The sequence below is a fragment of the Mesorhizobium sp. M1342 genome (genome assembly GCF_040317955.1).
Lineage (GTDB): Bacteria > Pseudomonadota > Alphaproteobacteria > Rhizobiales > Rhizobiaceae > Mesorhizobium.
In genome coordinates this window covers 186,031-211,414 of the sequence record NZ_JAMYLI010000005.1, presented here as the reverse complement: position 1 = coordinate 211,414, position 25,384 = coordinate 186,031, and the positions used below count along the sequence as shown (strand labels likewise).

At 64.0% G+C, this 25,384-nt stretch carries 25 protein-coding genes; 18 read left to right on the top strand and 7 right to left on the bottom strand.

All coding sequences use genetic code 11. The features are described from left to right. Positions 1-16: 16 nt before the first annotated feature. Genes NKH06_RS07245 through NKH06_RS07220 form a run of 6 tightly spaced genes read left to right on the top strand, consistent with a single transcriptional unit; the run spans position 17 to position 7,281 of the window. The gene (locus tag NKH06_RS07245) at positions 17-1,549 is read left to right on the top strand and encodes a sugar ABC transporter ATP-binding protein (protein ID WP_352792719.1); all 1,533 of its coding nucleotides are present in this window, start codon (positions 17-19) and stop codon (positions 1,547-1,549) included. Beyond that, on the top strand, positions 1,546-3,630 hold the full coding sequence (locus NKH06_RS07240; RefSeq protein ID WP_352892607.1) for an ABC transporter permease: 2,085 nt from the start codon (positions 1,546-1,548) through the stop codon (positions 3,628-3,630). Before NKH06_RS07245 ends, NKH06_RS07240 begins: the two co-directional genes overlap by 4 nt. Positions 3,631-3,643: 13 nt before the next feature. Beyond that, positions 3,644-4,450: an SDR family oxidoreductase gene (locus tag NKH06_RS07235; protein ID WP_023808888.1), complete on the top strand. Its 807-nt coding sequence runs from the start codon at positions 3,644-3,646 to the stop codon at positions 4,448-4,450. Between the two features lie 11 nt (positions 4,451-4,461). Beyond that, positions 4,462-5,409 carry a 3-hydroxyacyl-CoA dehydrogenase gene (locus tag NKH06_RS07230; RefSeq protein WP_023808887.1) on the top strand — a complete coding sequence of 316 codons (948 nt, stop codon included), beginning with the start codon at positions 4,462-4,464 and terminating at the stop codon, positions 5,407-5,409. After that, positions 5,406-6,368: a 3,5-dioxohexanoate:acetyl-CoA acetone transferase gene (gene kce / locus NKH06_RS07225; protein WP_023808886.1), complete on the top strand. Its 963-nt coding sequence runs from the start codon at positions 5,406-5,408 to the stop codon at positions 6,366-6,368. Before NKH06_RS07230 ends, kce begins: the two co-directional genes overlap by 4 nt. Before the next feature lie 34 nt (positions 6,369-6,402). After that, positions 6,403-7,281: an SMP-30/gluconolactonase/LRE family protein gene (locus NKH06_RS07220; RefSeq protein WP_023808885.1), complete on the top strand. Its 879-nt coding sequence runs from the start codon at positions 6,403-6,405 to the stop codon at positions 7,279-7,281. 75 nt (positions 7,282-7,356) lie between these two features. On the opposite strand, the gene NKH06_RS07215 is transcribed toward NKH06_RS07220, so the two are convergent. After that, positions 7,357-8,118: a GntR family transcriptional regulator gene (locus NKH06_RS07215; RefSeq protein ID WP_128302340.1), complete on the bottom strand. Its 762-nt coding sequence runs from the start codon at positions 8,116-8,118 to the stop codon at positions 7,357-7,359. A 149-nt stretch (positions 8,119-8,267) separates the two neighbouring features. On the opposite strand from NKH06_RS07215, the gene NKH06_RS07210 reads away from it, so the two are divergent. From NKH06_RS07210 to NKH06_RS07185, 6 genes are all read left to right on the top strand, one after another. Then, entirely contained in the window at positions 8,268-9,515 is a 1,248-nt protein-coding gene (locus NKH06_RS07210) for an enolase C-terminal domain-like protein (RefSeq protein ID WP_023808883.1), read from the top strand. Between the two features lie 62 nt (positions 9,516-9,577). Continuing rightward, positions 9,578-10,654 carry an ABC transporter substrate-binding protein gene (locus NKH06_RS07205; RefSeq protein WP_023808882.1) on the top strand — a complete coding sequence of 359 codons (1,077 nt, stop codon included), beginning with the start codon at positions 9,578-9,580 and terminating at the stop codon, positions 10,652-10,654. A gap of 13 nt (positions 10,655-10,667) precedes the next feature. Further along, the gene (locus NKH06_RS07200; protein WP_023808881.1) at positions 10,668-12,158 is read left to right on the top strand and encodes a sugar ABC transporter ATP-binding protein; all 1,491 of its coding nucleotides are present in this window, start codon (positions 10,668-10,670) and stop codon (positions 12,156-12,158) included. Positions 12,159-12,219: 61 nt separating this feature from the next. Then, positions 12,220-13,125 carry an ABC transporter permease gene (locus NKH06_RS07195; RefSeq protein WP_352440117.1) on the top strand — a complete coding sequence of 302 codons (906 nt, stop codon included), beginning with the start codon at positions 12,220-12,222 and terminating at the stop codon, positions 13,123-13,125. Then, the gene (locus NKH06_RS07190; protein WP_023808879.1) at positions 13,122-14,060 is read left to right on the top strand and encodes an ABC transporter permease; all 939 of its coding nucleotides are present in this window, start codon (positions 13,122-13,124) and stop codon (positions 14,058-14,060) included. Before NKH06_RS07195 ends, NKH06_RS07190 begins: the two co-directional genes overlap by 4 nt. Continuing rightward, positions 14,057-14,761 (top strand): cyclase family protein, encoded by a 705-nt coding sequence (locus NKH06_RS07185; protein WP_023808878.1) that lies wholly within the window; start codon positions 14,057-14,059, stop codon positions 14,759-14,761. Before NKH06_RS07190 ends, NKH06_RS07185 begins: the two co-directional genes overlap by 4 nt. 6 nt (positions 14,762-14,767) lie before the next feature. Here the strand turns inward: NKH06_RS07185 and NKH06_RS07180 are convergent, their stop codons facing one another. Beyond that, positions 14,768-15,784, bottom strand: a complete 1,017-nt coding sequence (locus NKH06_RS07180; RefSeq protein WP_128302346.1) for a Zn-dependent oxidoreductase — start codon at positions 15,782-15,784, stop codon at positions 14,768-14,770. A 374-nt stretch (positions 15,785-16,158) separates the two neighbouring features. On the opposite strand from NKH06_RS07180, the gene NKH06_RS07175 reads away from it, so the two are divergent. The 6 genes from NKH06_RS07175 to NKH06_RS07150 all read left to right on the top strand — a co-directional run bounded on the left by NKH06_RS07175 (position 16,159) and on the right by NKH06_RS07150 (position 21,278). Next, the gene (locus NKH06_RS07175; RefSeq protein ID WP_128302347.1) at positions 16,159-17,610 is read left to right on the top strand and encodes a DHA2 family efflux MFS transporter permease subunit; all 1,452 of its coding nucleotides are present in this window, start codon (positions 16,159-16,161) and stop codon (positions 17,608-17,610) included. Positions 17,611-17,729: 119 nt separating this feature from the next. After that, positions 17,730-18,134, top strand: coding sequence for a DUF3024 domain-containing protein (locus NKH06_RS07170; RefSeq protein WP_245273055.1), 405 nt, complete (start codon positions 17,730-17,732; stop codon positions 18,132-18,134). Beyond that, on the top strand, positions 18,131-19,300 hold the full coding sequence (locus NKH06_RS07165; RefSeq protein ID WP_352865465.1) for an SWIM zinc finger family protein: 1,170 nt from the start codon (positions 18,131-18,133) through the stop codon (positions 19,298-19,300). The genes NKH06_RS07170 and NKH06_RS07165 overlap by 4 nt, the downstream gene beginning before the upstream one ends. After that, positions 19,255-19,812, top strand: a complete 558-nt coding sequence (locus NKH06_RS07160; protein WP_352440089.1) for a hypothetical protein — start codon at positions 19,255-19,257, stop codon at positions 19,810-19,812. Before NKH06_RS07165 ends, NKH06_RS07160 begins: the two co-directional genes overlap by 46 nt. Position 19,813: 1 nt before the next feature. Further along, positions 19,814-20,395 (top strand): hypothetical protein, encoded by a 582-nt coding sequence (locus tag NKH06_RS07155; protein ID WP_023808873.1) that lies wholly within the window; start codon positions 19,814-19,816, stop codon positions 20,393-20,395. A 244-nt stretch (positions 20,396-20,639) separates the two neighbouring features. After that, positions 20,640-21,278: a GntR family transcriptional regulator gene (locus NKH06_RS07150; protein WP_502895155.1), complete on the top strand. Its 639-nt coding sequence runs from the start codon at positions 20,640-20,642 to the stop codon at positions 21,276-21,278. Between the two features lie 29 nt (positions 21,279-21,307). Here the strand turns inward: NKH06_RS07150 and NKH06_RS07145 are convergent, their stop codons facing one another. Genes NKH06_RS07145 through NKH06_RS07125 form a run of 5 tightly spaced genes read right to left on the bottom strand, consistent with a single transcriptional unit; the run spans position 21,308 to position 25,383 of the window. Further along, positions 21,308-21,760, bottom strand: coding sequence for a MaoC/PaaZ C-terminal domain-containing protein (locus NKH06_RS07145; RefSeq protein ID WP_128302349.1), 453 nt, complete (start codon positions 21,758-21,760; stop codon positions 21,308-21,310). Next, complete coding sequence (locus NKH06_RS07140; RefSeq protein WP_023808870.1) at positions 21,760-22,836, bottom strand: Gfo/Idh/MocA family protein; 1,077 nt, start codon at positions 22,834-22,836, stop codon at positions 21,760-21,762. Before NKH06_RS07140 ends, NKH06_RS07145 begins: the two co-directional genes overlap by 1 nt. Continuing rightward, positions 22,829-23,158, bottom strand: a complete 330-nt coding sequence (locus NKH06_RS07135) for an L-rhamnose mutarotase (RefSeq protein ID WP_023808869.1) — start codon at positions 23,156-23,158, stop codon at positions 22,829-22,831. Before NKH06_RS07135 ends, NKH06_RS07140 begins: the two co-directional genes overlap by 8 nt. Positions 23,159-23,167: 9 nt before the next feature. After that, positions 23,168-24,280 carry a mandelate racemase/muconate lactonizing enzyme family protein gene (locus NKH06_RS07130; RefSeq protein WP_023808868.1) on the bottom strand — a complete coding sequence of 371 codons (1,113 nt, stop codon included), beginning with the start codon at positions 24,278-24,280 and terminating at the stop codon, positions 23,168-23,170. Positions 24,281-24,285: 5 nt separating this feature from the next. Beyond that, a complete protein-coding gene (locus tag NKH06_RS07125) occupies positions 24,286-25,383 on the bottom strand; it encodes an ABC transporter ATP-binding protein (protein WP_352892605.1) in 1,098 nt (365 codons plus the stop codon). Position 25,384 lies beyond the last annotated feature (1 nt).

Genomic DNA, 25,384 nt, shown 5'->3' with positions numbered 1-25,384 from the left:
CCGGCGATCGAGGACAATGACAGAACATTCCGAGCTTCCCGCCATCGAGATCGACGGCATCAGCAAGGCGTTCGGCCCGACCGTCGCGCTGGACGGCGTGTCGTTTCGGATCGCGCCCGGCAGCGTCCATGCCCTGCTCGGTGAAAACGGAGCCGGCAAGTCGACACTTGTGAAGCTGCTGTCCGGGCTGGTCCGGCCGAGCCAAGGCCATGTCCGCGTCTTTGGCAAGGAGATCGCTTACGGCGCACCGCGCGCGGCACATGCGCTCGGCATGCAGACCGCGTTCCAGGAGATGACCCTGGTGCGCGATCTCTCCGTCCTCGACAACATGCTGCTGCCCTATGCTCCCGTCGGCGTCTCCGGCCTGATCCGGCGCAGCGCTGCCCGCAAGGCTGTCCGCCGCCACATCGACGATCTCGGTTTTTCCGTCGATCTCGACGCCGAGGTGAGCGAACTCGAGCTTTCGGTGCGCCAGAAGATCGAGATCGCGCGTGCCGTCTACCGCAAGCCGCGCATCCTGCTGCTCGACGAACCGACCTCGACGCTCGCCGGCCGCGACGTCGACTGGCTGGGCGACATCATCGCCAGGCTGAAGGCGGCGGGCACCACCATCGTCTTCATCACCCACCGCATGCGCGAGGTTCGCGCTTTTTGCGAGACGTTGACGATCCTGAGAAACGGCCGCCACATCGTCACCGCGCCGGTTGCCGATGTCTCTGACGCCGACGTCATCGAAAAGATCATCGGCCGCAGCATCGAGCAGACCTTCCCGCCCAAGCCCGACAGTGCCCAGGCCTTCGGCCCGCCGGTTCTGGGCGTGCGCGACCTGAAGGTCGGGCGCAAGCTCGACGGTGCCGGATTCGACTTGCGCAAAGGCGAGATCCTCGGCGTCGCCGGACTGCAGGGCATGGGCCAGCAGGATCTGTTCCTGGCCTGCTTCGGCATGGCCGAAATCACCCGCGGCGACATCCTCGTCGATGGCCGCAAGGTCTGGCTGGGATCGCCCGCCGATGCCGTGCTCCCCAACATGGCGATCGGCCTGGTGCCGGAAGACCGCAAATCCGAAGGCCTGTTCCTGAAACTGTCGGGAAGCCAGAACGCCACGCTGCCCGTGATATCGCGCTTCACACGGCTAGGCCTTGTCGACGCGCAAGCCGAGACCCGCTCCGTCGAGGCGGCGTTCGCCACTGTCGAAGTCGATGATCGTGCGCTGTGGACGCGGGCCGCCGCATTTTCCGGCGGCAATCAGCAGAAGATCGCCATCGCAAAATGGCTGGTGGCGCAGAGCCGCATCCTGCTTTTGTTCGATCCCACCCGCGGCATCGACGTCGGCACCAAGCACGAGCTCTATGTGATGATGCGAAACTACGTCGCCGCCGGCGGCTCGATCCTGCTGCACTCGACGGAGATCCCCGAACTTGTCCACCAGTGCGACCGGGTCCTGGTCCTCTACGACGGGCGCATCGTAGCCGAGCTCGCAGGCGACGCCATCACCGAGCCGGCCATCATGCGCCCGGCGCTCGGCGATGCCGGGGAAGCCGCCGCATGAGCAGCACGGCAGCCTCATCCCCTGTTTCCGGTGGCTTCGGGCTGCGCCCCGCGCTGATGCGCAATCGCGGCGCTCTGATCGCCGCGGTCGTCCTGGCCATCCTGCTTTTCATCGTCGACTGGATCAGCGCCGGGCCGCTGACCTATTTCGATGTGTCGTTCCTGTCGAGCGGCGGCACAACCTCGGCGCTCGCGGCGATCGGCCAGACCATCGTGATCCTGTCGGGCGGCTTCGACCTGTCCGCCGGCGCGGTGATATCGCTGGTCAATGCCGTGCTGGCATCGAGCATGGACCCAATGGCGCCAGGCGCCAGCATCATCTTGTGGACCGCCGTCGGCATCGGCGTCGGCATGGCCGTGGGCGCCTTCAACGGCTTCTTCATCGCTGTGCTGCGCATGCAGCCCATCGTGGTGACGCTGTCCACCATGTTCATCCTGCAAGGCGTGACGCTGCTGGTGATGGACAAGCCCGGCGGCTTCGTGTCGCCCGATCTCGGTACCTTCTATCTTGGCGACGCGATCGCCGGCTGGCTGCCGATGCCGCTGGTGGTGATCGGCGTCGTCCTGCTCGCCTGGTTCTGGCTGAAGGGAACCCGCTTCGGCACAGCACTTTATGCGGTCGGCAGCGATGCGGAGTCGGCCGCTTCCGTCGGCATCAATGTCGTGCTGGTGCGCTTTGCCGTCTATGTCATCGCCGGCGGCTGCTATGGCCTTGCCGGCGTCTTCATCAGCGCCCAGACCGGCAGCGGCGATCCGCTGGTCGGCAATCCGCTGCTGTTGTCGATGTTCGCGGCGGTCGTCGTCGGCGGCACGCGCCTCGGCGGCGGGCAGGGCGGCCCGGTGGGCTCTGTCTTTGGCGCCTTTATCCTGATGATCGTGGTGAACATCCTGCTGGTGCTCAACGTATCGGCCTATTATGCGACCATCGCCGAAGGCACCATTCTGGTGCTGGCAGCACTTGCCGGCTCCATCTCGCACGCATCGGTGCTTGCCGTGCAGTTGCGCGCCGCGCGTGCCCGGCTCGCCGCCTGGCGCGCCGGCATACTGCCCTCGCAACTCGAGCGCGTGGACCGGCGTCTCAAGACCGCCGAACCAGCCCATGCCCAGCGCAGTCCGGCATCGCCGCACCCTGCCTTCCATCTGCGCAACGCGGAAACGCTGCGCTATGCGCTGCCCGCCTATGTCTGCCTGCTGCTCATCGTGGTCGTCACGCAGGTCTGGCTCGGCCGCGCCATCCTCAATCCGGGGTACTGGAATTCGCTGCTGGTGCTGTCGTCGTTCCTAGCCGTCCTGGCGCTCGGGCAGGGAACCGTCATTCTGACCGGGGGCCTCGACCTCTCCGTGCCGTGGACGATCGGCATCTCCGGCATCATCCTGGCAGGCATGGTCAACGGCTCCGACGCCGCCCTTGTCTACGCCTTGCCGGTCGTCCTGGTGATGGCCTGCGCCATCGGCTTTGCCAATGGTTTCGGCATCGTCTATCTCGGCATCTCGCCGATCGTCATGACGCTCGCCACCAACGGCATTCTGCAAGGCTGTGCGCTGCTCTATTCGCAGGGAACGCCGGCCGGGTTTTCCTCGCCGATGCTGCGCTGGGTCATGACGGCCAAGCTTGCCGGCCTGCTGACCCCAATCGTCCTGCTGATGGTCGTCTTTGTCGTCGCGGCGGTACTGCTGCTTGGCCGCACGCCGTTCGGACGACGCGTCTACGGCATCGGCAATGGGCTGCGCGCGGCGCGGTTGTCGGGCATCGGCGTCGAGCGCACGCTGATCCTGGTCTATATGCTTTCGGCCGTCTGCGCGGCTGTTGTCGGCATCATGCTGACCGGCTTTTCGGGTCAGGCAAGCCTTGGCATGGGCGACGACTATCTGTTGCCGTCGATCGCCGTGGTGGTGGTCGGCGGCGCGCTGATCACCGGCGGACGCGGCCACTATCTCGGCATGCTCGGCGGCGTGTTGTTGCTGACGGCACTGCAGATGCTGCTCGCCGGCACCACGCTTCCCTATGCCACGAGGGCAATTCTTTACGGACTGGTCGTTCTGGGCGCCGTCATGGCGTTGCGCGAACGGCGGCTGCAATGAAAAGGACAGGACCATGAGCACAAGGGCGCCGGCATCGGCGGACGAATTTCTGACCGGGCTGAAAGGCCAGCGCGTGCTGGTGACGGCAGGCGCCGGCGGCATCGGTTTTGCCATAGCCGACACACTGTCACGCCTCGGTGCCCGCATCGTCGTCTGCGACGTTTCCGACGAGGCGCTGGCCGCTGCTCCCGGCAAGATCGATCTGGTCGCCGCTGTGAAGGCGGATGTTTCGCGCGACGATGACGTCGACCGGCTGTTCGAGGCGGTCGAGAAAGAACTCGGCGGGCTCGACGCGCTGATCAACAATGCCGGCATTGCCGGGCCGACCGGCGGTGTCGACGAAATCGACCCGGCCGACTGGCGGCGCTGCATCGACATCTGCCTGACTGGCCAGTTCCTGTGCGCCCGGCGCGCCGTGCCGCTGATCAAGGCGGCGGGCGGCGGCTCGATCGTCTCGATGTCGTCGGCCGCCGGCCGCCATGGCTACGCCTTCCGCACACCCTATTCGGCGGCCAAGTTCGGTGTCATCGGTTTCACGCAGAGTCTCGCCAAGGAGCTCGGGCCGCACGCTATCAGGGTCAACGCCATCCTGCCCGGCATCATCGAAGGGCCGCGCATCGAAGGTGTTATCTCGGCGCGCGCCAAGCAGGTCGGTATCAGCCACGAGGAAATGACCGGACGCTATCTGCAGAATATCTCGCTGCGCCGCATGACCAGCCCCTATGATGTCGCATCGATGGTCGCCTTCCTGCTCTCCGATGCGGGGATCAACATTTCCGGCCAGTCGCTCGGCGTCGACGGCAATGTCGAAACACTTTGAGGAGCCGATCCATGGCCAATGTCGCAATTGTCGGAAGCGGGTTCATCGGGCGGGCCTGGGCGATCAGCTTCGCCCGTGCCGGCCATGACGTGCGGATGTGGGATCAGTCGCCCGCTGCGACCGGCGGCGCCCGCGACTACATTGCCGGCGTGCTCGGTGACCTTGCCGCAAACGACCTGCTGCGCGGTCAGTCCGTCGACACTGTGCTTGGCCGGATCACCATTGTCGCGGAGCTGGCAAAGGCGCTGGCGGGTGCGGTCCATATCCAGGAGAACACGCCTGAAAACCTCGAGGTGAAGCGGGAGGTATTCTCGCTGATCGACACGCTTGCCGATCCGCGGACAGTCATCGCCAGTTCCACCTCGGCGCTGTTGCCGTCGAAATTCACCGACCATCTGCAAGGACGGCATCGCTGTCTGGTCGTGCACCCGATCAATCCGCCCTATCTCATTCCGGCGGCCGAAATCGTGCCGGCGCCATGGACGTCCGCCGAGACGGTCGAGAGAACCTGCGCCTTCCTCATCGACGCCGGTCATGCGCCCCTGGTGATGAAGCGCGAGCTCGACGGCTTCATCATGAACCGCCTGCAAGGCGCATTGCTTGAGGAGGCTTTCCGGCTTGTCGCCGACGGCTACGCCAGCGTCGAGGATGTCGATATCGGTATCCGTGACGGACTGGCGCTGCGCTGGTCGTTCATGGGTCCGTTCGAGACCATCGATCTCAATGCACCTGGCGGCGTGCGCGACTATGTCGAGCGTTATCAGTCGATCTATTCGAACATTTTCCCGCAGATGCTGCGGCGCGTCGACTGGGCGGGCGAGGTGATGAAAACCGTCGAAGCCGACCGCCGCGAGCGCCTGCCACGCGAAAACCTCGGCGAACGGCAGGTATGGCGCGATCGTCGGCTGATGGCGCTGGCGGCACACAAGAAAAAATCGGACCAGGAGTACGGACAATGATCGAAACGAGCCGCAAGCCAAGTGCTGCGCAGACCAGGGGCAAGGTCATCATCACCTGCGCGGTGACGGGCGCCATCCACACGCCGACCATGTCGCCCTATCTGCCGATCACGCCTGACCAGATCGCTTCTGAGGCGATCGCGGCTGCCGAAGCCGGTGCCGCAATCCTGCATCTGCATGCGCGAGATCCGGAAACCGGCAAGCCCGACCAGACGCCGGAGGCCTTCGCTCGCTTCCTGCCGCGCGTCAAGCAAGGCACCAACGCCGCCATCAACATCACCACCGGTGGCAGCCCGTACATGAAGGTCGAGGAGCGCGTGCGCCCGGCCGCCAAGTTCAAACCGGAAGTCGCCTCGCTCAACATGGGCTCGATCAATTTCGGGCTCTATCACCTCGCCGACAAATACGAGACCTTCAAGTTCGACTGGGAAAAGCCGCATCTGGAAGCGACCCGCGACCTCGTCTTTCGCAACTCGTTCAAGGACATCGAGTACATTCTGGCGACCTGCTACGACAACGGCACGCGCTTCGAGTTCGAGTGCTACGACATCGCCCATCTCTACAACCTCTCTCACTTCGCCGACCGCGGGCTGGTGAAGCCGCCTTTCTTCGTGCAGTCGGTGTTCGGGCTGCTTGGCGGCATCGGCACGCACCCGGAAGACGTCGCCCATATGAAGCGCACCGCCGACCGGCTGTTCGGCGACCAGTTCCGCTGGTCGGTCCTCGGCGCCGGCGCCAGCCAGCTGCGCATCGCCGCGCAATCGGCCGCACTTGGCGGCAACATCCGCGTCGGGCTGGAGGACAGTCTCTGGGCGGGCAAGGGCAAGCTTGCCAAATCGAACGCCGAACAGGTCTTGCTGGCACGCAAGATCATCGAGGGGCTCGGCATGGAGGTGGCGACGCCCGACGAGGCGCGCGAAATCCTGTCATTGAAGGGCGGCGACAAGGTCGCTTTCTAAATCGTTGCGTGGCGCCAATTCCGAGGAGGACGGCATGAAGATCGAAGTCGTGGTGGACGTGAAGACCACACTGGGCGAAGGACCGCTGTGGGACGTCGAACAGGAACGACTCTACTGGATCGACAGCTTCGACGGGCGCGTGTTTCGGGCGACCGCCGACGGACGCGAGATCCGGTCATGGGACGTGCCGATGAAGATCGGCTCAATGGCGCTACGCAAGGACGGTAGCGGCGCCGTGGTGTCGCTGCAGCGCGGTTTCCATCTGCTCGATTTCGCCTCCGGCGATGTGACGCTGATCCACGATCCCGAGCCGGACAGGCCAATGAACCGGCTCAACGACGGCAAGGTCGACCGGCGCGGCCGCTTCTTCGCCGGCTCGATGGACACGATGGAAGAGGGGCCGTCCGGCGGTCTCTACAGGCTGGATCCGGATTTCTCCGTCACCCGGATCGATTCCGGCATCATCTGTTCCAACGGTCCATGCTGGAGCCCCGACGACCGCACCTTCTATTTCGCCGACACCTGGACCGGCGAGATATGGGCCTACGACTACGACATCGCCACCGGTGCCGCCACCAACAGGCGTACCTTCGTGCGCGTCGACACCAGCCGGGGCGGTGCGGCGGACGGCTCGACCGTCGATGCCGAGGGCTATCTGTGGAATGCGCTGGTCTATGACGGAAGACTGGTGCGCTATGCGCCCGATGGCAGCATCGATCGCATCATCGACATGCCGGTCAAGAAGATCACCAGCGTCATGTTCGGCGGACCGAAGCTAGATATCCTTTACGTCACCTCGATGGCCAAGCCGCCGTTGCCGCGTTTTCCCGGCGACGGCGTTTTGCGCGGCAGCCTGTTCGCCATCACGGGCCTTGGCGTCAAAGGCGTTGCGGAGCCCCGCTTCGGCAGCTGACGCCAGACAAGCGAAGCGCCCGTAGCATACGCGGATCAGGCCTTCGCGCAGGCATCCCAATGAGCGGTCAACGGATCATTGGCCAAACAGGTCCGGGCGAGCCACGTTGAGCCGTTGCACCGTGCGCAGCACTTCGCGCAGATGCGCCGCCATACGCGCGCCTGCCTGCTTTGCCTCGCCGGTCTCCACGGCCTCGAAGATCGCCACATGCTGAGCGAGCAGCGTTTCGAGGTGACCCGGCTCGGGCAGGCTCAGATAGCGCACACGGTCCATCTGCAGCTTGACCACTTGGATCACCCGCCAGCTCTTGGGCAGGCCGGCCTCTTCGCAAAGGCTACGATGGAAGCCCTCGTCGAGCTCAAGAAACAGCTCGCGGTCGCCCTCGGCCACTGCCTTGGCCTGCTGGGCAAGATTCACCCTGCCTGCCGCGATGAAGGCGCTCGAACCGTGTCCGGCCAGCTTCTGCACGACGGAGACCTCGAGTGCCTCGCGAATGAACTGCGCTTCCTCGACGTCACTTAGCCGGATCGGCGCGACGAAGCTGCCGCGTTGCGGCAGGATGTCGATCAGCCCTTCATCGGCAAGCCGGATCAGCGCCTCGCGCACGGGTGTCCGGCTGACACCGAGCTGCTGGGCTAGGTCCTGTTCGCTGAGCGCTTCCGACGGCAACATCGCCAGCGTCGTGATGGCGCGGCGCAGGCGCTCGTAGATCTGCGGTGAGATCGGCATGCGATTGTTGACCGGCTCCAGCACCCGCGAGGGTTCGCGCTGACCGGCGGTTTTCAGCCTGGCAGCACTGCCTGAAAATCTGGTCGCCCCCGAAAGCTTGGTCCCCATGACGAATCCGTTGCTGTGAATGGCGCTGCACTGCTCCGGTCATGACACCGCGCACGTCCCAACTCAAGCGGCAAGCAGGATTGAAGCTGTGTTGACATACTACCATGGTAGTGTGTATGACGCCAGCAGGCTAGGGGAGAGGAGCCGGCATGAAGATCACGGACATCAAGGCGACCACCATCACCGTTCCGCTGGAAGCAGCATTGCGGCACAGCAACGGTACGCATTGGGGACGCTTTGTCCGCACCGTGGTCGAGGTCGAGACCGACGAAGGCATTGTTGGGCTCGGCGAGATGGGCGGTGGTGGCGCCGGCGCCGAACTCGCTTTCGCCGGCCTGAAATCCTACCTGGTCGGCCATGACCCTTTCGATCTCAACCGGATGCGCTACGCCATCTGCAATCCGACGGCGTCGCTCTACAACAACCGCACGCAGCTGCACGCAGCGCTGGAATTCGCCTGTCTCGACATCATCGGCAAGAAGCTCGGCGTGCCGGTCTACCAATTGCTTGGCGGGCGCGTGCGCGACCGGATCGGCTTCGCCTCCTATCTGTTCTTCCGTTATGCCGACCGCCGCAGCGGCAAGGGCGAAGTCCGCACCATCGATCAATTGCTCGAGCATGCCCGCGCGCTCAAGGCCGAACATGGTTTTCACGCCCACAAGCTCAAGGCCGGCGTGTTTCACCCCGACTATGAGTTGGAATGTTTCAGGGCGCTCGCCGCCGAATTTCCTGCCGATACGCTGCGCTACGATCCGAACGCAGCCCTGTCAGTCGAAGAGGCGCTGCGTTTCGGCCAAGCCATCTCCGATCTCAGGAACGACTATTTCGAGGACCCGACCTGGGGCCTGGCCGGCATGCGCCGCTTGCGCGAGAAGCTCTCCATCCCGCTGGCCACCAACACCATCGTCATCGATTTCGAACAGCTCGCCACCAATGTGCGCGACCCTGCGGTTGACGTGATCCTGCTCGACACCACCTTCTGGGGCGGCATCCGCGCCTGCGTGCGCGCGGCGCAGATCTGCGACACGTTCGGTCTCGGTATTGCGGTGCATTCCTCTGGCGAACTCGGCATCCAGCTCGCCACCATGCTGCATCTTGGCGCAGTGCTGCCCAACCTCGTCTTCACCGCCGACGCGCATTATCACCACCTTGCCGACGACATCATCGTCGGCGGCAAGATGCTCTACGAGAATGGTGCGATCGCGGTGCCGGAGGCACCGGGCCTCGGCGTCGAACTCGATCGTGACAAACTCGCCACCTATGCCGAACTCTATCGCTCGCTGGGCGGCTATGCCTACGACCGCGATCCCGGCCGTCCGGGCTGGTATCCGCTGCTGCCCAACACTAATTTCGCCGACCATTTGAACGATGCCGTGCCTGATCTCGGGCTGGGCTGACATTTTCCGTTCGAAAGGATCGTCGGGAGGACGCTATGACTTTCAACCGGAGGAGAACAACAATGAGCAAGACCACAGCCTTATTCATTGCAGCCATGCTCGGCTGCACCAGCTTTGCAGCGCTGGACGCGCGCGCCTATGAAGGCGTCGCCAAGGGCGACACTTCGGCCAAGAAGATCGCCTTCAGCAATTCCTACGCCGGCAATTCCTTCCGCCAGGTGATGATCAAGAGCTTCGAGGAAATGGGCGCCAAGGCCGTGGCCGACAAGCAGATCGCCGCAACAGCCGTCGTCAGCTCGAACAATTCGGTGACCGAACAGGCGAGCCAGATCGAGAACCTGATCCTGCAGGGCTACGATGCGATCATCGTCCTTGCCGGCTCCGACACCGCACTCAATGGCGCCATCAAGGATGCCTGCAATGCCGGTATCACGGTCGTCGCCTTCGCCAGCGGCGTCACCGAGCCTTGCGCCTATGTCGTCGACTACAACCTCGATTCCTATGCCAAGGCCGAACTGGATTTCATCTCCAGCAAGCTCGGCGACAAGCCGGCCAACATCCTCGAGATCCGCGGTATGGCCGGCGACGGTTTCGACAAGCGCCTGCATGAGGGCGTCGAGAAGGCGATGAAGGCGCACGCCAGCTACAAGGCTGTCGGCGAGGTCTATGGTCAGTGGACGGCCACCGTGGCACAAAAGGAAGTGTCGGGCATCCTGCCGTCGTTGCCTCAGGTCGATGCGGTGCTGACGCAGGGCGGCGACGGCTATGGCGCGGCGCAGGCATTCAAGGCCGCCAGCCGGCCGCTGCCGATCATCATCATGGGCAACCGCCAGGACGAATTGGCGCTGTGGAAGCAGGAGCATGATGCCGGCGGCTACGAAACCTTCTCGCTGGGCGCCACGCCCAGCGTCTCGCAGGTCGCGTTCTGGGTCGCGCAGCAGATCCTGGCCGGCAAGCAGGTGCCGAAATTCGTCGAGGTGCCGCTCCTGCAGATCAATCAGCCTGACCTCGACGCCTGGCTGAAGACGGTTCCCGCAGGCGGCGTGGTCAATGCCGAATACCCGCAGGAGCTGGTGGCCAAGATCATCGACGCCAACGTGAAGAAGGAGCCTCTGCCGGGCGTTCCCGCGCCGAAATGAGCAGCATGGCCGAATGATGAACGATCCCACGTCGCCCAAAAGGGACGCAGCAGAGACGGTCAATGCCGACGGCCTCCTCATCGAGGTGCGCGATGTCCGCAAGCACTATGATGCCGTGCATGCCCTGGGCGGCGTGGATTTTCATCTCAAACCCGGCGAGGTCGTTGGCCTTGTCGGTCACAACGGCGCCGGCAAGTCGACGCTGATGAACGTGCTGGCCGGCACCATCGAGCGCAGCAGCGGCAGCTTTCGCCTCGGCGGACGTGAGATCGGTGCCTGGAGTGCGGCCAGTGCCCAGCAGGCCGGTCTGCGCTGTATCTTCCAGGAACTGTCGCTCTGCGCCAATTTGACGTCGGCGGAAAACACCCGCATCGTGCACAGGTCCTTGCGTGGGTTGGGCTGGCGGCGGCGCGCGCGCCAGGTGATTGGTCCGGTGCTGGACGAGATCTTCCCTGGCCACGGCATCGATCTCGACAGGAAGGTCGCCGACCTGCCGATCGGCGAGCGACAGATGGTCGAGATCGCCCGCGCCTTCACGCAGACCAGCATCAAATTGCGCGCCGTCATTCTCGATGAGCCGACCTCGGCGCTCGGCCATGAGGCGACGGAACAACTGCTCGCCCACATTCGTCGTGCCGCAGGGCGTGGCATCGCCTGCATCCTGATCACCCATCGCCTCAACGAGATCCTCGCCGTCTGCGACCGCACCGTCGTCATGGTCGACGGCAAGGTCGTCGCCGAGCGGCCCACCGCCGGCCTGTCACGCGCCGCGCTGGTCGAGTTGATGGGAAGCATCGAACGGCCGCGTGAGCGCACGGCCGGCAAGGTGGCCTCGGTGCAAGCTCCGGTTATCCGGCATGCGGGTCGCGACACCACAGATCTGACCATCGACGTCGGCAAGGGTGAGGTCATCGGCTTCGCCGGGCTCGACGGCCACGGCCAGCGCGAGCGGCTGCGCGCGATGTTTTATGCCTCGCGCCGGCAACGCGAGGCCTTGCCGGGTGCCTATGTCGCCGGCGACCGCGGCTCGGAAGGCGTGTTTTCGCTGTGGTCTATCGCCGACAATCTGACCATCCGCAGCCTGAATGCACTGACGCGGGGCGGCATGATTTCAGGCGCCGCCGCCCGCAAGCTGGCCGAGACCTGGTCGAACAGGCTCAACGTCAAGGCGCCTTCGATCGACACGCCGATCCTGTCGCTGTCCGGCGGCAACCAGCAGAAGGTGCTGTTCGCCCGCGCGCTGTCGTCGGACGCCGAGGTGATCTTCCTCGACGATCCGATGCGCGGCGTCGATGTCGGCACCAAGCAGGAGGTCTACCGGCTGATCCGCGCGGAAGCCGAGAACGGACGCGCCTTCGTCTGGTACACAACCGAACTCGAAGAGCTGACCAATTGCGAGCGCATCTATGTCTTCCGCGAGGGCCGCGCCGTGACCAGGTTGGAAGGCGAGGCCATCGAGACCGGCCGTATCCTGCAGGCGTCGTTCGGAGGCGACCATGTCTGACGCGCCTGCCCGAGTTCCGGCCCGTTCTCCTTCCAATCCGCGCTCGGCCTTGCTCAATGCGATGCAGGTCGGCCTGCCGGCAATCGCGCTGCTGGTCATGCTGGCCATCATCTTCAGCATCCGCCCGGCGGCGATGAGCTATTTCGGCTTCCATCTGCTGTTCAAGCTCTCGGTGCCGCTGGTCTTTGCCGCACTGGCGCAGATGATGGTGATCATGCTGGGCGACATCGACCTGTCGAACGGCGCCTTTGTCGGGCTGATCACCTGCATCACGGCGCTCTATCTCGGGGATGCGCCGGCAATTGCGGCGCTGTGCTACCTGGTCCTGATCGCCGCCTATGCCGGCTTCGGCCTGCTTATTCATGCACGGCAATTGCCCTCGATCATCGTGACGCTGGGCATGTCCTTCATCTGGCTCGGCATCGCCGTCATCCTACTGCCGGCACCGGGTGGCTCGGCACCCGCATGGCTTGCCGCCTTCATGAGCTGGCAGCCGCCTTTGATGCCGCTGTCGATCTGGCTGGCGGCACTGGCGGCGCTTGCCGGCCATCTCGTCATCTCACGCTCCTCCTATGGCGTGGTGTTGCGCGGCGCAGGCGGCAATCCGCGCGCCGTCCAGCGCGCCGGCTGGTCCGTTGTCGGCATCCGCGTCGCTGTCTATGCCGCCGCCGGCCTGCTCGCCTGTCTGGCCGGGCTGACGCTGACCGGCCTCACCACATCGGGCGACGCCAATGTCGCGCCGGCCTATACGCTGCTCGGCGTCGGCGCGGTGATCCTCGGCGGTGGCGCTTTCACCGGTGGCGTCGTCTCGCCGGTCGGCACGGTGGTCGGCGCTCTGACGCTGTCGCTCGCGGGCTCGCTTTTGTCTTTCCTGCAGGTGCCGCCGACATGGCAGATCGGTGCCCAGGGCGTTATCCTGTTTCTCGTGCTGGCCGGGCGCGTGCTTTTGTCGGAGCGGGCGCGATGACCCGAAGATTGAGCCTCGCGCCGTGGACCTACGGCTTCATCGTGGCGCTCGCAATGTGGGTGGTGACATCAGCCTATTCCGGTATCGACAGCGCCGGCGCCACGCTCTCGGGGGCGCTCGCCTTCGGTGCCTTCAGCGTTGTGGTGGGAACCGGGCAGATGTTCGTCGTCGCCTCCGGGCCGGGCAATATCGACCTGTCCGTGCCATCCGTGCTGACGCTGGCCGCCTATGTATCGATAACGGTCATGCAAGGGTCCGACGGCATGCTGCTGCCTGGCCTGCTTGCAGCACTTGCCGTCGGCGCCGTCGCGGGTGCCGCTAACTTCCTTGCCATCGTCGCGCTCAGGCTGCCGCCGATCATCGCAACGCTCGCCTGGAGCTTCGTCTTCCAGTCGCTTGCCTTTAATCTCGGCGGCCAGGCGACACTGAAGCCGCCGGCCGGCCTTTCCCGGTTTACCTTGATGAACCTTGGCGGCGTCCAATTCATGCCGATCGCGGTGATGGTGCTGACGCTGGTCGCCATGGTCGTCCTCAAACGCACGGTCTGGGGCCGGCAATTGCTGGCCACCGGCCAGAGCGAACCGGCGGCGCGGCTCGCCGGCATCAACGTCGCCCGGGTGCGGTTGATTGCCTATATGCTGTGCGGCACGGCGGCAGCGCTCGCCGGCTTCCTGCTTGCCGGCTTCAGCGGCGGGGCAGCACTCAACATGGGTGACGCCTATCTGATGGAATCGATCGCCGTGGTGGTGCTTGGCGGCACCAGCGTCGCCGGTGGACAGGCCAACGCGGTAGGCATATGGGGGGCTGCGCTGTTCTTCAACCTGATGTCCACCATGCTCAACACCTTTGGCATCCAGGCAGGCGTGCGCTTCCTTTTGACCGGCGTGCTGATCATCCTGATCGTCGCTCTCGTGCCGAGGCCTCGCGTCAGATGACACCCGCCACCGATACGCTCGCCGGGCTGTTCGAAACAAAGGCAGTTTCCTTCGTCGACCTGACGCATCCGATGAAGCCCGGCATGCCGGTGTGGCCGACGCACCCGCATTACTGCCAGGAGATGGTGGAATCCTATGACCGCGGCGACGTCGCCTGCAACCATGCGTTGGCTATGAGCGAGCACACCGGCACGCATTTCGACGCGCCGGTCCATTTCATCCGCGGCGGTGCTGCCATCTCGGACATTCCGGTCGAGCGTTTCTTCGGCCGCATGGTGACGATCGATGCGCGGGACTGCGCGCCCCGGCAGGCGGTCGAGCCGGATTCTATCTTCGCTTTCGAGGCCGAACAGGGCTGCGTACGGCAGGGCGACGCCGTGTTCTTCCGTTTCGGCTGGGACCGGTTCTGGGACGATCCGGCCGCGTTTCTCGCCGACTGGCCCGGCCTGTCGCGGCAAGCAAGCGAATTGCTGGTCGAGCGCGGTGCGCGCATCGTCGGTTCGGACTGCCTGTCGATCGATTGTTTCGGCAGCGAGGATTTCCCGGCGCACAATACGTTGCTTTCAGCCGGCATCCTGATCGGCGAGAATTTCGCACGGCTTGGTGACTTGCCGCCTCGGTGCTTCCTGATCAGCTTGCCGCTGGCGATCGAAGGCGGCACCGGATCACCGCTGCGCGCCATCGCGCTGGTCGAGGGCTAAACCGGCTCAAGAGAAATCCAGCTGGACCTTGAGCGTGCGCTGAGGTTCCTTCTCGATCAGGTCGAAGGCGGCGCGCGCCTCCGTCGCCGCGAAGACCTGTGTGATCATGCCTTGCGGATCGAGCCGCTTGTCGGCCAGCCATTCGACGACGCGCGGCAACAGCCGGCGGTTCAGGCGCGAGCCGACGATGGTCAGTTCCTTGCGCACCACTTCCTGCTGGCTGAGGTTGGATGGGGCGTCCGAAAAGCCGAGCAGGCCGATGCGGCCCGCCGGGCTGGCCAGCCGGCAAGCCTCGTCAAGAAGTGCGGGAATGCCGGCGCCGTCAATGACCAGCGTCGGGCCAAGACCGTCATTTTCACCGCGCACCGCGGCCGGCACGGGATCGCGCACGGAGTGAATCACCCTGTCGGCGCCGAAGCGGAGCGCTCGCTCCAGGCGGGCTTCGTCGATATCGGCAACGATGCAGCGTGCGCCCTTGAGCTTGGCGACCTGCAGGACAGTGACGCCGACCGTGCCGGCGCCATAGATCAGCGCCGTGTCCTCGGGTCCGCAACCGGTACGATCAAGCACATTGGCGGCGATGGAAAACGGCTCGGCCAGTGCCGCCAGCCCAAACGGCATATCCCTTGGAACCGGTATGACATTTGCCGCCGGCACCGCCACGAAGGCGCGAAAACCGCCGTCGCGGTGAACGCCCATCACTTCGAGGTTGGCGCAGACATTGGAGCGGCCGACCCGGCAGGGATAGCAGTGGCCGCACGACACCACGGGATCGACCACCACGCGGTCTCCCACCGCTATGCCGGTCACATTGCGTCCGAGCGCTGTTACGGTGCCGGCGAATTCATGGCCGATGATGCGCGGATAGACGGCGAACGGATTGGAGCCGTGCAATATGTGAATGTCGGAGCCGCAGATGCCGGCACGGCTGACATGAACGACGACTTCGCCAGTGCCGGGCTCTGGCATGGCGCCCTGCCGGACTTCCAGCGACTGCGGTGCGCGAACGAGAACTTCAAGCATGGCCTCACCACTTGTATACTAGTCGACAAGTGGCTCAATCTCGCTGTGCCGTCAAGACGCAAGCGCTCATGGCGGCGGTAAGACGGCCTCTTACCTGACACGTTCCTTCACGAAATCGGGACGGGCGTCCGCTGAAACGCAAATGTGCCTGGCGACGGCAGTTCGGACTCCCAATGCGCTGTCCTGCCGATCTCCTCTCGAAGGGGTCGGCAGTCAAAATTTTTTGACTTCCATCAAAGAGGAAATGACTACCGCTTGCCTGCTTGTCGGACCATAAGACAGGCCGTGTGATCGGGCCTCGGCTGGCTTGCCGCACGGAAGGCGACCTTGCCTTTGAACGCGGACGCGCCACCTGGAATAGAGCAGCCGCTTGCATGACGGAATTGGCAATAGAATTGGAACAGCCTCAATTTGCCACCGAGCGCGACCCGAGGCTGAGATTGATCATCCCAATCATCGTCGCCATCGCCTTTCTGATGGAGCAGCTCGATTCCACCATCATCACCACCGCGATCCCCGCCATCGCACGCAGTCTCGACACGACGCCCGTCAGGCTGAACCTGGCGATCACCACCTACATTCTGACGCTGGCCGTATTCATTCCCGTCAGCGGCTGGTTCGCCGACAGGTTCGGTGCGCGAAAAGTGTTCGCGCTGGCGCTTTTCACCTTCACCCTCGGCTCGGCGCTGTGCGGCATGGCCAACAGTTTCGGCATGCTGCTGGCGATGCGCGCCCTGCAGGGGCTGGGCGGCGCCATGATGACGCCGGTCGGGCGGCTGATCCTGCTGCGCAGCTTCCCACGCAGCGGGCTGATCACCGCCATGACCTACACGACCTTGCCCGCCATCATGGGGCCTGTGATCGGGCCGCTGCTCGGCGGCCTGTTGACCACTTATGCCTCATGGCGCTGGATATTCTATGTCAACGTGCCATTCGGTTGCCTCGGCATTCTGGCGGCGCTGCGCTTCGTCGACGATTTCCGCGAGGAAGCGGTGCAACGCTTCGACTTTGCCGGGTTCCTGATGGTCGGATGCGGAGTCGCGCTGCTGCAGTTCGGACTGGAAAGCATCGGTAGGCCAATCATCTCCGTTTCGGCGACAGCGTTGGTGTTGGCCGCGGCGATCCTGCTGCTGCTCGCCTTCGGGCGCTATGCGCGCCGCGTCGTTGCACCGGCAGTCGATCTGACACTGTTTCGATTTCGCTCGTTCTGGGTCGGTACGCTCGCAGGCGGCCTGTGCCGCGTTGGCCTCAATGGCGTGCCTTTCCTGTTGCCGCTGATGCTGCAGGTCGGCTTTGGCATGAGCCCGGTCACCTCGGGCTCGCTGACATTCGTCGGCAGCTTCGGCGCCTTGCTCATTCGGCCGCTGCTGTCGCCGCTGTTGCGGCGCTTCGGTTTCAATGTCGTGCTGATCGGCAGCGCGGTGGTTGGTTCCGCCGCTGTCGGGGGCTTCGCCTTGATCGAAGCCGATACGCCGCACTGGATGATCGGCCTTTACGCCTTTGTCTTCGGGGTCATCCGGTCGGCGCAGTTCATGACCTCCAACACGCTTTCCTACGCCGACCTGCCGGCCGACAAGCTCAGCCGCGCCACCAGTCTCGGCGGCGTCCTGCAGCAACTCAGCGTTTCCCTGGGCGTTTCGATCGCCGCCATGGTGCTGGGCCTTGTCGCAGGAGAAACCCACATCGTGACAGCGGAACGCTTCCACCAGGTGTTCCTGCTGACCGCGGTCATCCCGTTGCTGTCCGTCCCCGGCTTCCTGTACCTGCGTGCCGAGGACGGCGTGCAGGTCAGCGGTCATGTTCGATCGGGTAATTCTCGCAAATGATGCCAGATGCATTCTGCGTTCAAAAAGGATTGCCTCGCCGGATCGGTCGATTATCATGAACGGCGATACCGTATGGCTGAGGGCAGCCCCACAGCGCTCTTGGCGGCGGATAGTGGGAAATGATCGCGCTGGCGAAACGGGAAAACGCGATGGTGTGGGTTAAGAAGCCTTCGGCTGACGAGAAGCTGGCCATGGCTGCCACTTGCGAGCGTTTCATCGCCGAGGTTCTGAAGCCTCGGTTCATCCACGGCCAGCCGAATCGGCTCGACCATCCGCTAGACATTTTCGGCAAGTGGCGAGGAAGCAAATACGGTTTCTCAGCGCGCTACCGTTCGGATGACGGTGAAGAATTCAACGCTCCCTTCGCCCGGCTCGATCATGTGGAGGAGCATCTCGCCGAGACCCGGTTCGACCTCATGTGGCACAGGCACACCGGAGCATGTGGGCGGCTGCATGCGACCGTTACGTTGGACGAAGCCCTGCGTCTCATCTCGGCTGACTCGAGGCTCCAGCCGCCACTATGAACCGCAAGAACAGCCGACCCCGTTTCGATGTCGATGCCCTGCGCGATCTTGTCGGCACCAAGGTGTACTCGCGCGGCGAGGCCTACTGGCGTGACGGGCTGGTGCAACTGCTGACCGTTGGGCCCAAGCGCGTGCTGGCGCAGGTTGCCGGCACGGAGGACTACCGTGTTGAACTGACGGGGCGTGGCGAGTCGGTCGACGGTTCGTGTTCCTGCCGCGCCTTCGGCGACTGGGGCTATTGCAAGCATTTGGTGGCGACGGCGCTGGCGGCAAACGCGATGGGCAGCGACACGGAAGCGCAAAGCATCGATGTGTTCACGCGTATACGCGAACATCTGGAAGGCAAGAACAAGGCGGCGCTTGTCGATATGATCATGGATGTCGTCGAGCGCGATCCTATCCTGTTGCGTAGGCTGGAAATGGCCACGCTGACTACGCAAGACGGCGACGAGGCGGCCATCGAGGCGCGTCTCGGCAAGATGATCGACGGCGCAACCGCCACGAATGGCTTCATAGATTACCGCGAGGCGCCCGACTGGGCCCAAGGTGTGGACGAGGCGCTCGATGTGATCGCCTCGGTCTCGAGCAAGCATGCGGGCATCGTTATACGGCTCGCTATGCGAGCCATCGATCGGATCGAGGCTGCCATCGAGGTCGTGGACGATTCCGATGGCCATTGCGCCCCACTTCTCGACCGGGCATGCGAAATTCACTGCAACGCTGTCTCGGAGGCGCCTTGCGAACCCTTGTCCCTGGCGCGTGACCTGTTCGCGCGCGAGATGAATGGTGGCTACGACACCTTCGGTGGCGCGGCTGAGCGCTATGGCGATATCCTCGGCGAGGAAGGATTGGCCGAATACCGTCGCCTGGCCAACGAAGCCTGGAATGAACTGCCCGCAACCGCCGGCAAGAATCGGATAGGTCACGGACTGTCCGGCGACCATTTCAGGCTGCAGGAAATCCTCGACTTCTTTGCTGACCGCGATGGCGACCTCGAGGCACGCATCGCCCTTCGCGCCAAGCATCTGTCCTCACAGCAAGCCTATCTGCAAGTCGCCAAATTCTGCCTCTCGCACGGTCGCGCCGAAGAGGCTTTGCGCAGGCCGAGGACGGCCTGTGGGTGTTCGAGGATGATCGACCCGACGAGCGGCTCATTTCCTTTGTAGTCGACCTGCTGACCACGGCCGGTCGCGATGCGGACGCCGAAGCGCATCTGTGGCGCGCATTCGAGAAGGCACCGAGCTTCGGACTGTATCAACGGCTGTGCAAGACGGGCACGGCGACGCGCGATCGAGTAATCGAGCGCCTCCAGTCCAGGCTAGCGCGCGAGAAGCCGTCCGCCTGGCATTATCCGGCCGATCTGCTCATCAGCATCTTGATTGAGGAGAAGCAGTTTGATCTGGCGTGGGCGAACACGCGCGCACATGGCGCTTCCGAAGGACTGAAGGAAAAGCTCGCGCAGGTCAGTGAAGCCACGCATCCGCGCGAGGCACTGAAGATCTATGCGGAACGCGTAAACCAACTGGCCCAGTTTGGCGGTAACGGCGCCTATGCAGAAGCGTCAACCCTGATCGGCCGTATGGCCGGCCTGCGCGGCGCGTCCGAACATGCCGCGTATCTGGCGGATGTGAAAGACCGCTTCGGCCGCAAGCGCAATTTCATGAAACTGTTGGCCTGACATGCGGCGCGCGGCGATTGACGAGCAAAATCGCTACATGCTGGAACGCCAGCAGCAGTTCCGCGCGGCGGCGGATGTCGTCACCGATGCTTGGACGCGTTTTCGAGAGGTGGGGGCGGTGGCCGTTATCGGCTCTGTCGCGAAGCCGCTTTGGAAAGAGGTGCCGCGCTTCAGCGAATTCCGGCGCGCTCGGATCGAGGTCTGGCATGAATGTAGCGATCTCGACCTGGCGCTTTGGCTTGACTCGCAGGCTCGTCTAGGCGAACTGCGTCGCGCCGCCGCTCTTGCCCTGCGTGAGGCGTTTGAGAAGGGAACAGGGATCAGCGTTGCCGATCACCAGCTAGACGTTTTTCTGATCGAACCCGGCAGCGACAGATATCTGGGCCGGCTCTGCAAGTTCAGTCAGTGTCCGAAGGGAAAGCTCGACTGCCTGGTTCCCGGGTGTGGCGAGATCGCCTTCAACAAGTGCGTTGCCGACTTCACGCCGCATGCTGATCTGCTCGCCCCAGCTCAAGGCGCGATGCTCTACAAGCGTGGTGTCGGGCGGATGCGCTCCGCGCTTGACCTGCCGCAGACTGGCTGAAAGCCCGCAGGGCTGGGCGAGCCGCGCCTTCAGTGCTTCAGACGATCGTCTCATATGCGCGAATCGGGACGTTGCCTTGCGGAGGCGGGTGGCGTCTTGCGGAGGAAGTCTGCTTGGCGCGGGCAGTGTGTATACGGGCATACCTATATCCGCATGGGTTTTTCAATTAGGCTCGATGCTGTGTGAAAACGGGGAGCATCGATTGCGAGGATTTGCGGAAAGCGTGATGCAGGGGCCGCGGACCGTGGCCGAACAGGTCGCCAATGTCCTGCGCGAAGCGATTGCCAGTGGAACCATCAGGGCGGGCACGCCGCTGCGCCAGGATGAATTGGCCGAGCAGTTTGGCTTCAGCCGCATGCCAATTCGTGACGCCCTTCGCCAATTGGAAGCCGAAGGTATTGTTTCCATTCATCCCACAAAAGGCGCGCAGGTCGCCCGGATGGACGGCGCCGAGATCAGTGAAATCTACGCGCTACGCGAGCTGCTCGAAAGCGAGGCGCTCCGGCTTTCGGTACCCAGCCTCTCCGGCGCGAAGTTCGACGAGGCCGAACAGGTGCTCGACCAGATCGACGCGGAGCGCAATGTCGGCCGATGGGGTGCGCTGAACCGTGCCTTTCATCTGGCTCTCTACGATGCCTGTGGCAACCATCGATTGCTCGGCCTGATCGAGGCGCACCACAATGCCGCCGATCGCTACGTCCGCATCCTGCTGTCGAACCTGGACTATCGCAGCCGCTCGCAGACGGAGCATCGCGAGCTGCTGGCCGCCTGCCGGCGGCGCGACGGCGACAGGGCCATAAGCATTCTGAGGCAGCATCTTCGCGAAGGAAGCGAGACGCTGGTCCGCGCGATCAGGGAAGATGGCCTGTCGCGAGAATCCTGACGGCGTGGCTCATGGGCATGCGATGGGCTTCAGCCCTGCGCCGGCCTGCGTTCGACGATGTAGATGTGGTCGGCCGCCAGCACCACTTCGCCGCGCTGGTTGATCACCTCGCAGCGTTCGATCACCCGTCCCGCCCCCGGCCTCTTCGGGTCGTCTTCCCTGGCCGTAATTGTCGTGCGCGTCCGGATCGTGTCGCCGATGAACACCGGCTTGATGAAGCGCAGCCGGTCATAGCCATAGGAAAAGGCAACAGGATTGATGACGGTTGCCGTCAGCCCGATGCCGACCGAGAACACCAGCGTGCCGTGCGCGATGCGCTGGCCGAATGGCGTCGTCTTCATGAACTCGGCGTCCATGTGGTGCGGGAAGAAATCGCCGGTGTGGCCGGCATGGACGATGAAGTCGGTCTCGGTGATGGTGCGGCCGCTGGTCAGGCGCGACGCGCCAATCTCATAGTCTTCGAAATACTGAATCCGTTCCATCAGGGTCTTTCCGCAATCGGCGTCGCCGGTGCCGCACTCGACTGATACGCCGCCTCGACCAGCGCCATCGTGCTCCACGCGTCCTCGACCGGGCTGATCAGCGTAGCATCTTCTCCGGTGGCAAAACGCTGGACATTGGCCATGCGGCCGACGAAGGCGTCGGGAAACCACTCGCCGGCCAAGGGCACTGCGATCCAGTCCGTCCCGCCTTTCGGATAGATTTCCAGCACATCCGGCTCACCTGTGGGATAATCGAGGTTGAGACCCAACTTGAGATAGGCTGCTCCCTCGGTGCCGCAGATGCGGAACTCGCAGGCTTGGTGCCGGCGGCCGAACTTGTGGTCGTGGTTGATCGACAGCGCGCAGCGCATGGTGTTGCCATAGTCGAGAATGGCGCTGGTGCGCGTCTGCGCCACGGCATGATTGGGATGGCCGAGCGTCTTAGCGTGCACGCCCTTGGGGTCGCCGAGCAATTGCCTGATCAGGTCGAGATAGTGGATCGAATGCATGGCGATCTCGACGCGCGGCGCCTTGAGCAGGAATTCCCAAAGCTGCCACGGTGTCGCCAGCGCCAGCCAGGCATCGAAGTCGACGATCTCGCCGAGCCAGCCCTTGCCGACGGCATCTTTGAGCGCCAGCATCATCGGCGCGAAGCGCAATTGGAAGTTCACCGCTGCGTGCAGCTTCCGGGCGCGGCAGATCTCGAGGATCGCGGTCGCCTCGGCAAGATTGCTGCCCATCGGCTTCTGGATCAGCGCCACCGCGCCATCAGGCAAGGACTTCAGCACATCGGCATGACGCGACGGCGGGGTGGCAAGGTCGAAGATCGCGCCCTCGACGGCAGCAGCTTCTTCGACCGACCCAAAGGCCGTCACGCCCCATTGGCTGGCCAGCTTTTCGGCCCTGGTATGATCAGGATCATAAAGCCCGGCAACCGGAAAGCCGGCCTTCCGGTAGGCCGGGAAATGCGCGTCGCCGACGATCGATCCGGCGCCGAAGGTGACGATCTGCCGGGGCTTGGAGGGTTTTGGCCAGGATTGAACGAGCAAGGCAGGGTCGAAACCGCCTTCAGTCATGATGGAAGACCTCATCCATCTCGGCCCACCACTCGCCCTCTTTGCGCGTCGCCAGCGGCTCCTGGCACGGCATGCAGACCGCCCACCATTCCTGCGTCTTCGGATCGGCCGCCATCTTCGCCATGTCGGCCTCGTAGTCGCTGCCGTGGTATTCGAAGGTGCTGAACAGCACGTTCTCCGGCCGCTTCAGGTAGATCGAGTAGTTCTTGATGTTGCAGGCGGAGATCATGGCCAGCACGTCGGGCCAGACGGCGGCATGGAGGCGGACATACTCCTCGACCTTTTCCGGCTTCAGCCCCAGAACCATTCCCATCCGCTGCATATCATTCTCCTATTTCGTGATCGCCGTGGTGAATTCGGCGATGCTCATGGCCTTGACCGCGTCCCAGTCCCAATCGATGCCGATGCCGGGTTCGTCGGGCGCCAGCGCCTGGCCATCCTCGATGCGGAGGCGCTTGCCGGTCAACTGGTCGAGTTGCGGAATGTACTCGACATATCGGCCGTTCTGAACAGCGCAGGTCAGGCTGACATGCAGCTCCATCAGGAAATGCGGGCAGACCGGAATGTCGAAGGCCTCCGCCGCGTGCGCGATCTTGAGCCAGGGCGTGATGCCGCCGATGCGGCCGACATCGACCTGCACGATCGAGCAGGCGCCTTTCTGCATGTACTCGCGAAAATGGCGAATGGAGTAGAGCGACTCGCCGATGGCAATCGGCGTCGGCGTCGAGTTCGACAACCGCACATGCCCGTCAATGTCGTCGGCCGGCAGTGGCTCCTCGATCCAGGCGAGGTCGAGGTCGCGTAATCTTGCCGCGCGCCGGATCGCCTCGTCGACCGAAAAGCCCTGATTGGCGTCGGTCATGATCTCGTAGCCGTCGCCGACCGCCTTGCGCACCGCCGACAGGCGCGCCAGATCTTCCGAGCCGTGCGGCCTGCCGATCTTCACCTTCGAGCCGCGAAAGCCCTTGGCCTTGGCGGCCAGCGCATCGTCGACCAGCGCCTGCGTCTCGATGTGCAGCCAGCCGCCTTCGGTCGTGTACAGCGGGCAGCGGTCCTTGGCGCCGCCGGCCAGCTTCCACAAAGGCAGGTTCTGCTTCTTTGCCCGTAGGTCCCACAGTGCTGTATCGATGGCCGCGATGGCGATGGCGGTGATGGCGCCGATGGTCGTGGCATGCGTGGCGAATTCGAGATCGTGCCAGATTGCCTCGATCATGTCGGGGTCGCGGCCGATCAGGCGCGGCACCAGATGGTCGGACAAAAGCCGCATCACCGACGAGCCGCCGGTGCCGATCGTGTAGCTGTAGCCGGTGCCGACCGCACCGTCGGAATCGGTGATGGTGACGATAGGCGTTTCCTGGCTGACGAAGCTCTGGATGGCGTCGGTGCGCTTGACCTTGGGCACAAGGTCCACCATCCGAAGGTCGACTTTCTCAATTTTGGCCATGCCGATCAGCTCCGCAATGTCTTTCCGGTCTCGGTGGCAAACAGGTGCGCCTGCGACATGTCGAGGCTCATGGCGACCCGCTCGCCCGGCCGCAGTGGCCTCGGGTTCAGCATGCGCGACACCCAGTCCGTACCGTTGAATTCGACGAACACCAGCGTCTCGTTGCCGAGCGGTTCGGTCACCGTGATCGGCAGTTCGATCTGGTGGACGTCGGCCGCGCTACCGGAACTGATGCCATGGCCGGTCGGATAAATGTCGTCCGGCCGCAGCCCGAACACCACCTTGTCGCCGGTGGCGACATTGGCTTTGAACTGGCCGGGCAAGGGCAACTTCTCGCCGCTGGCAAAAACCATCTGGCCGTCATCGATCGTCGCCTCATGCAGGTTCATCGGCGGTGAGCCGATGAAGCCGGCAACGAAGCGGGTTGCCGGCCGCCGGAACACTTCGTCGGGCGTGCCCACCTGTTCGATATGGCCGTCGCGCATGATGACGATGCGGTCGGCCAGCGTCATCGCTTCGACCTGGTCGTGGGTGACGAAGATCACCGTCGACTGCACCTTGGCATGCAGCTTCTTGATCTCGGTGCGCATCTGCGTGCGCAATTTGGCGTCGAGATTGGAAAGCGGCTCGTCGAACAGGAAGACGTCAGGATCGCGCACGATGGCGCGGCCCATGGCGACGCGCTGGCGCTGGCCGCCGGACAGTTGTGAGGGGCGGCGATCAAGCAACGTGTCGAGGCCGAGGATGGCCGAGGCTTCGGCGACACGGCGGTCCATGTCTTCCTTGGCGGCACCGGCGATCTTCAGCGAGAAGCCGAGATTCTCGCGCACCGTCATGTGCGGATAGAGCGCGTAGGACTGGAATACCATCGAAATGTTGCGCGAGCGTGGCGGCAGGTCGTTGACGATGCGCCCGCCGATCTCTATCGAGCCGGCGCTGATCTCTTCCAGCCCGGCGATCATGCGCAGCGTCGTCGACTTGCCGCAGCCGGACGGGCCGACCAGCGCGATGAATTCGCGGTCGGCGATCTCGAGATCGATGCCGTGCACGATCCCGATATTGCCATAGCGCTTGGTCAGCTTGGTGAGGGTAACGGTTGCCATT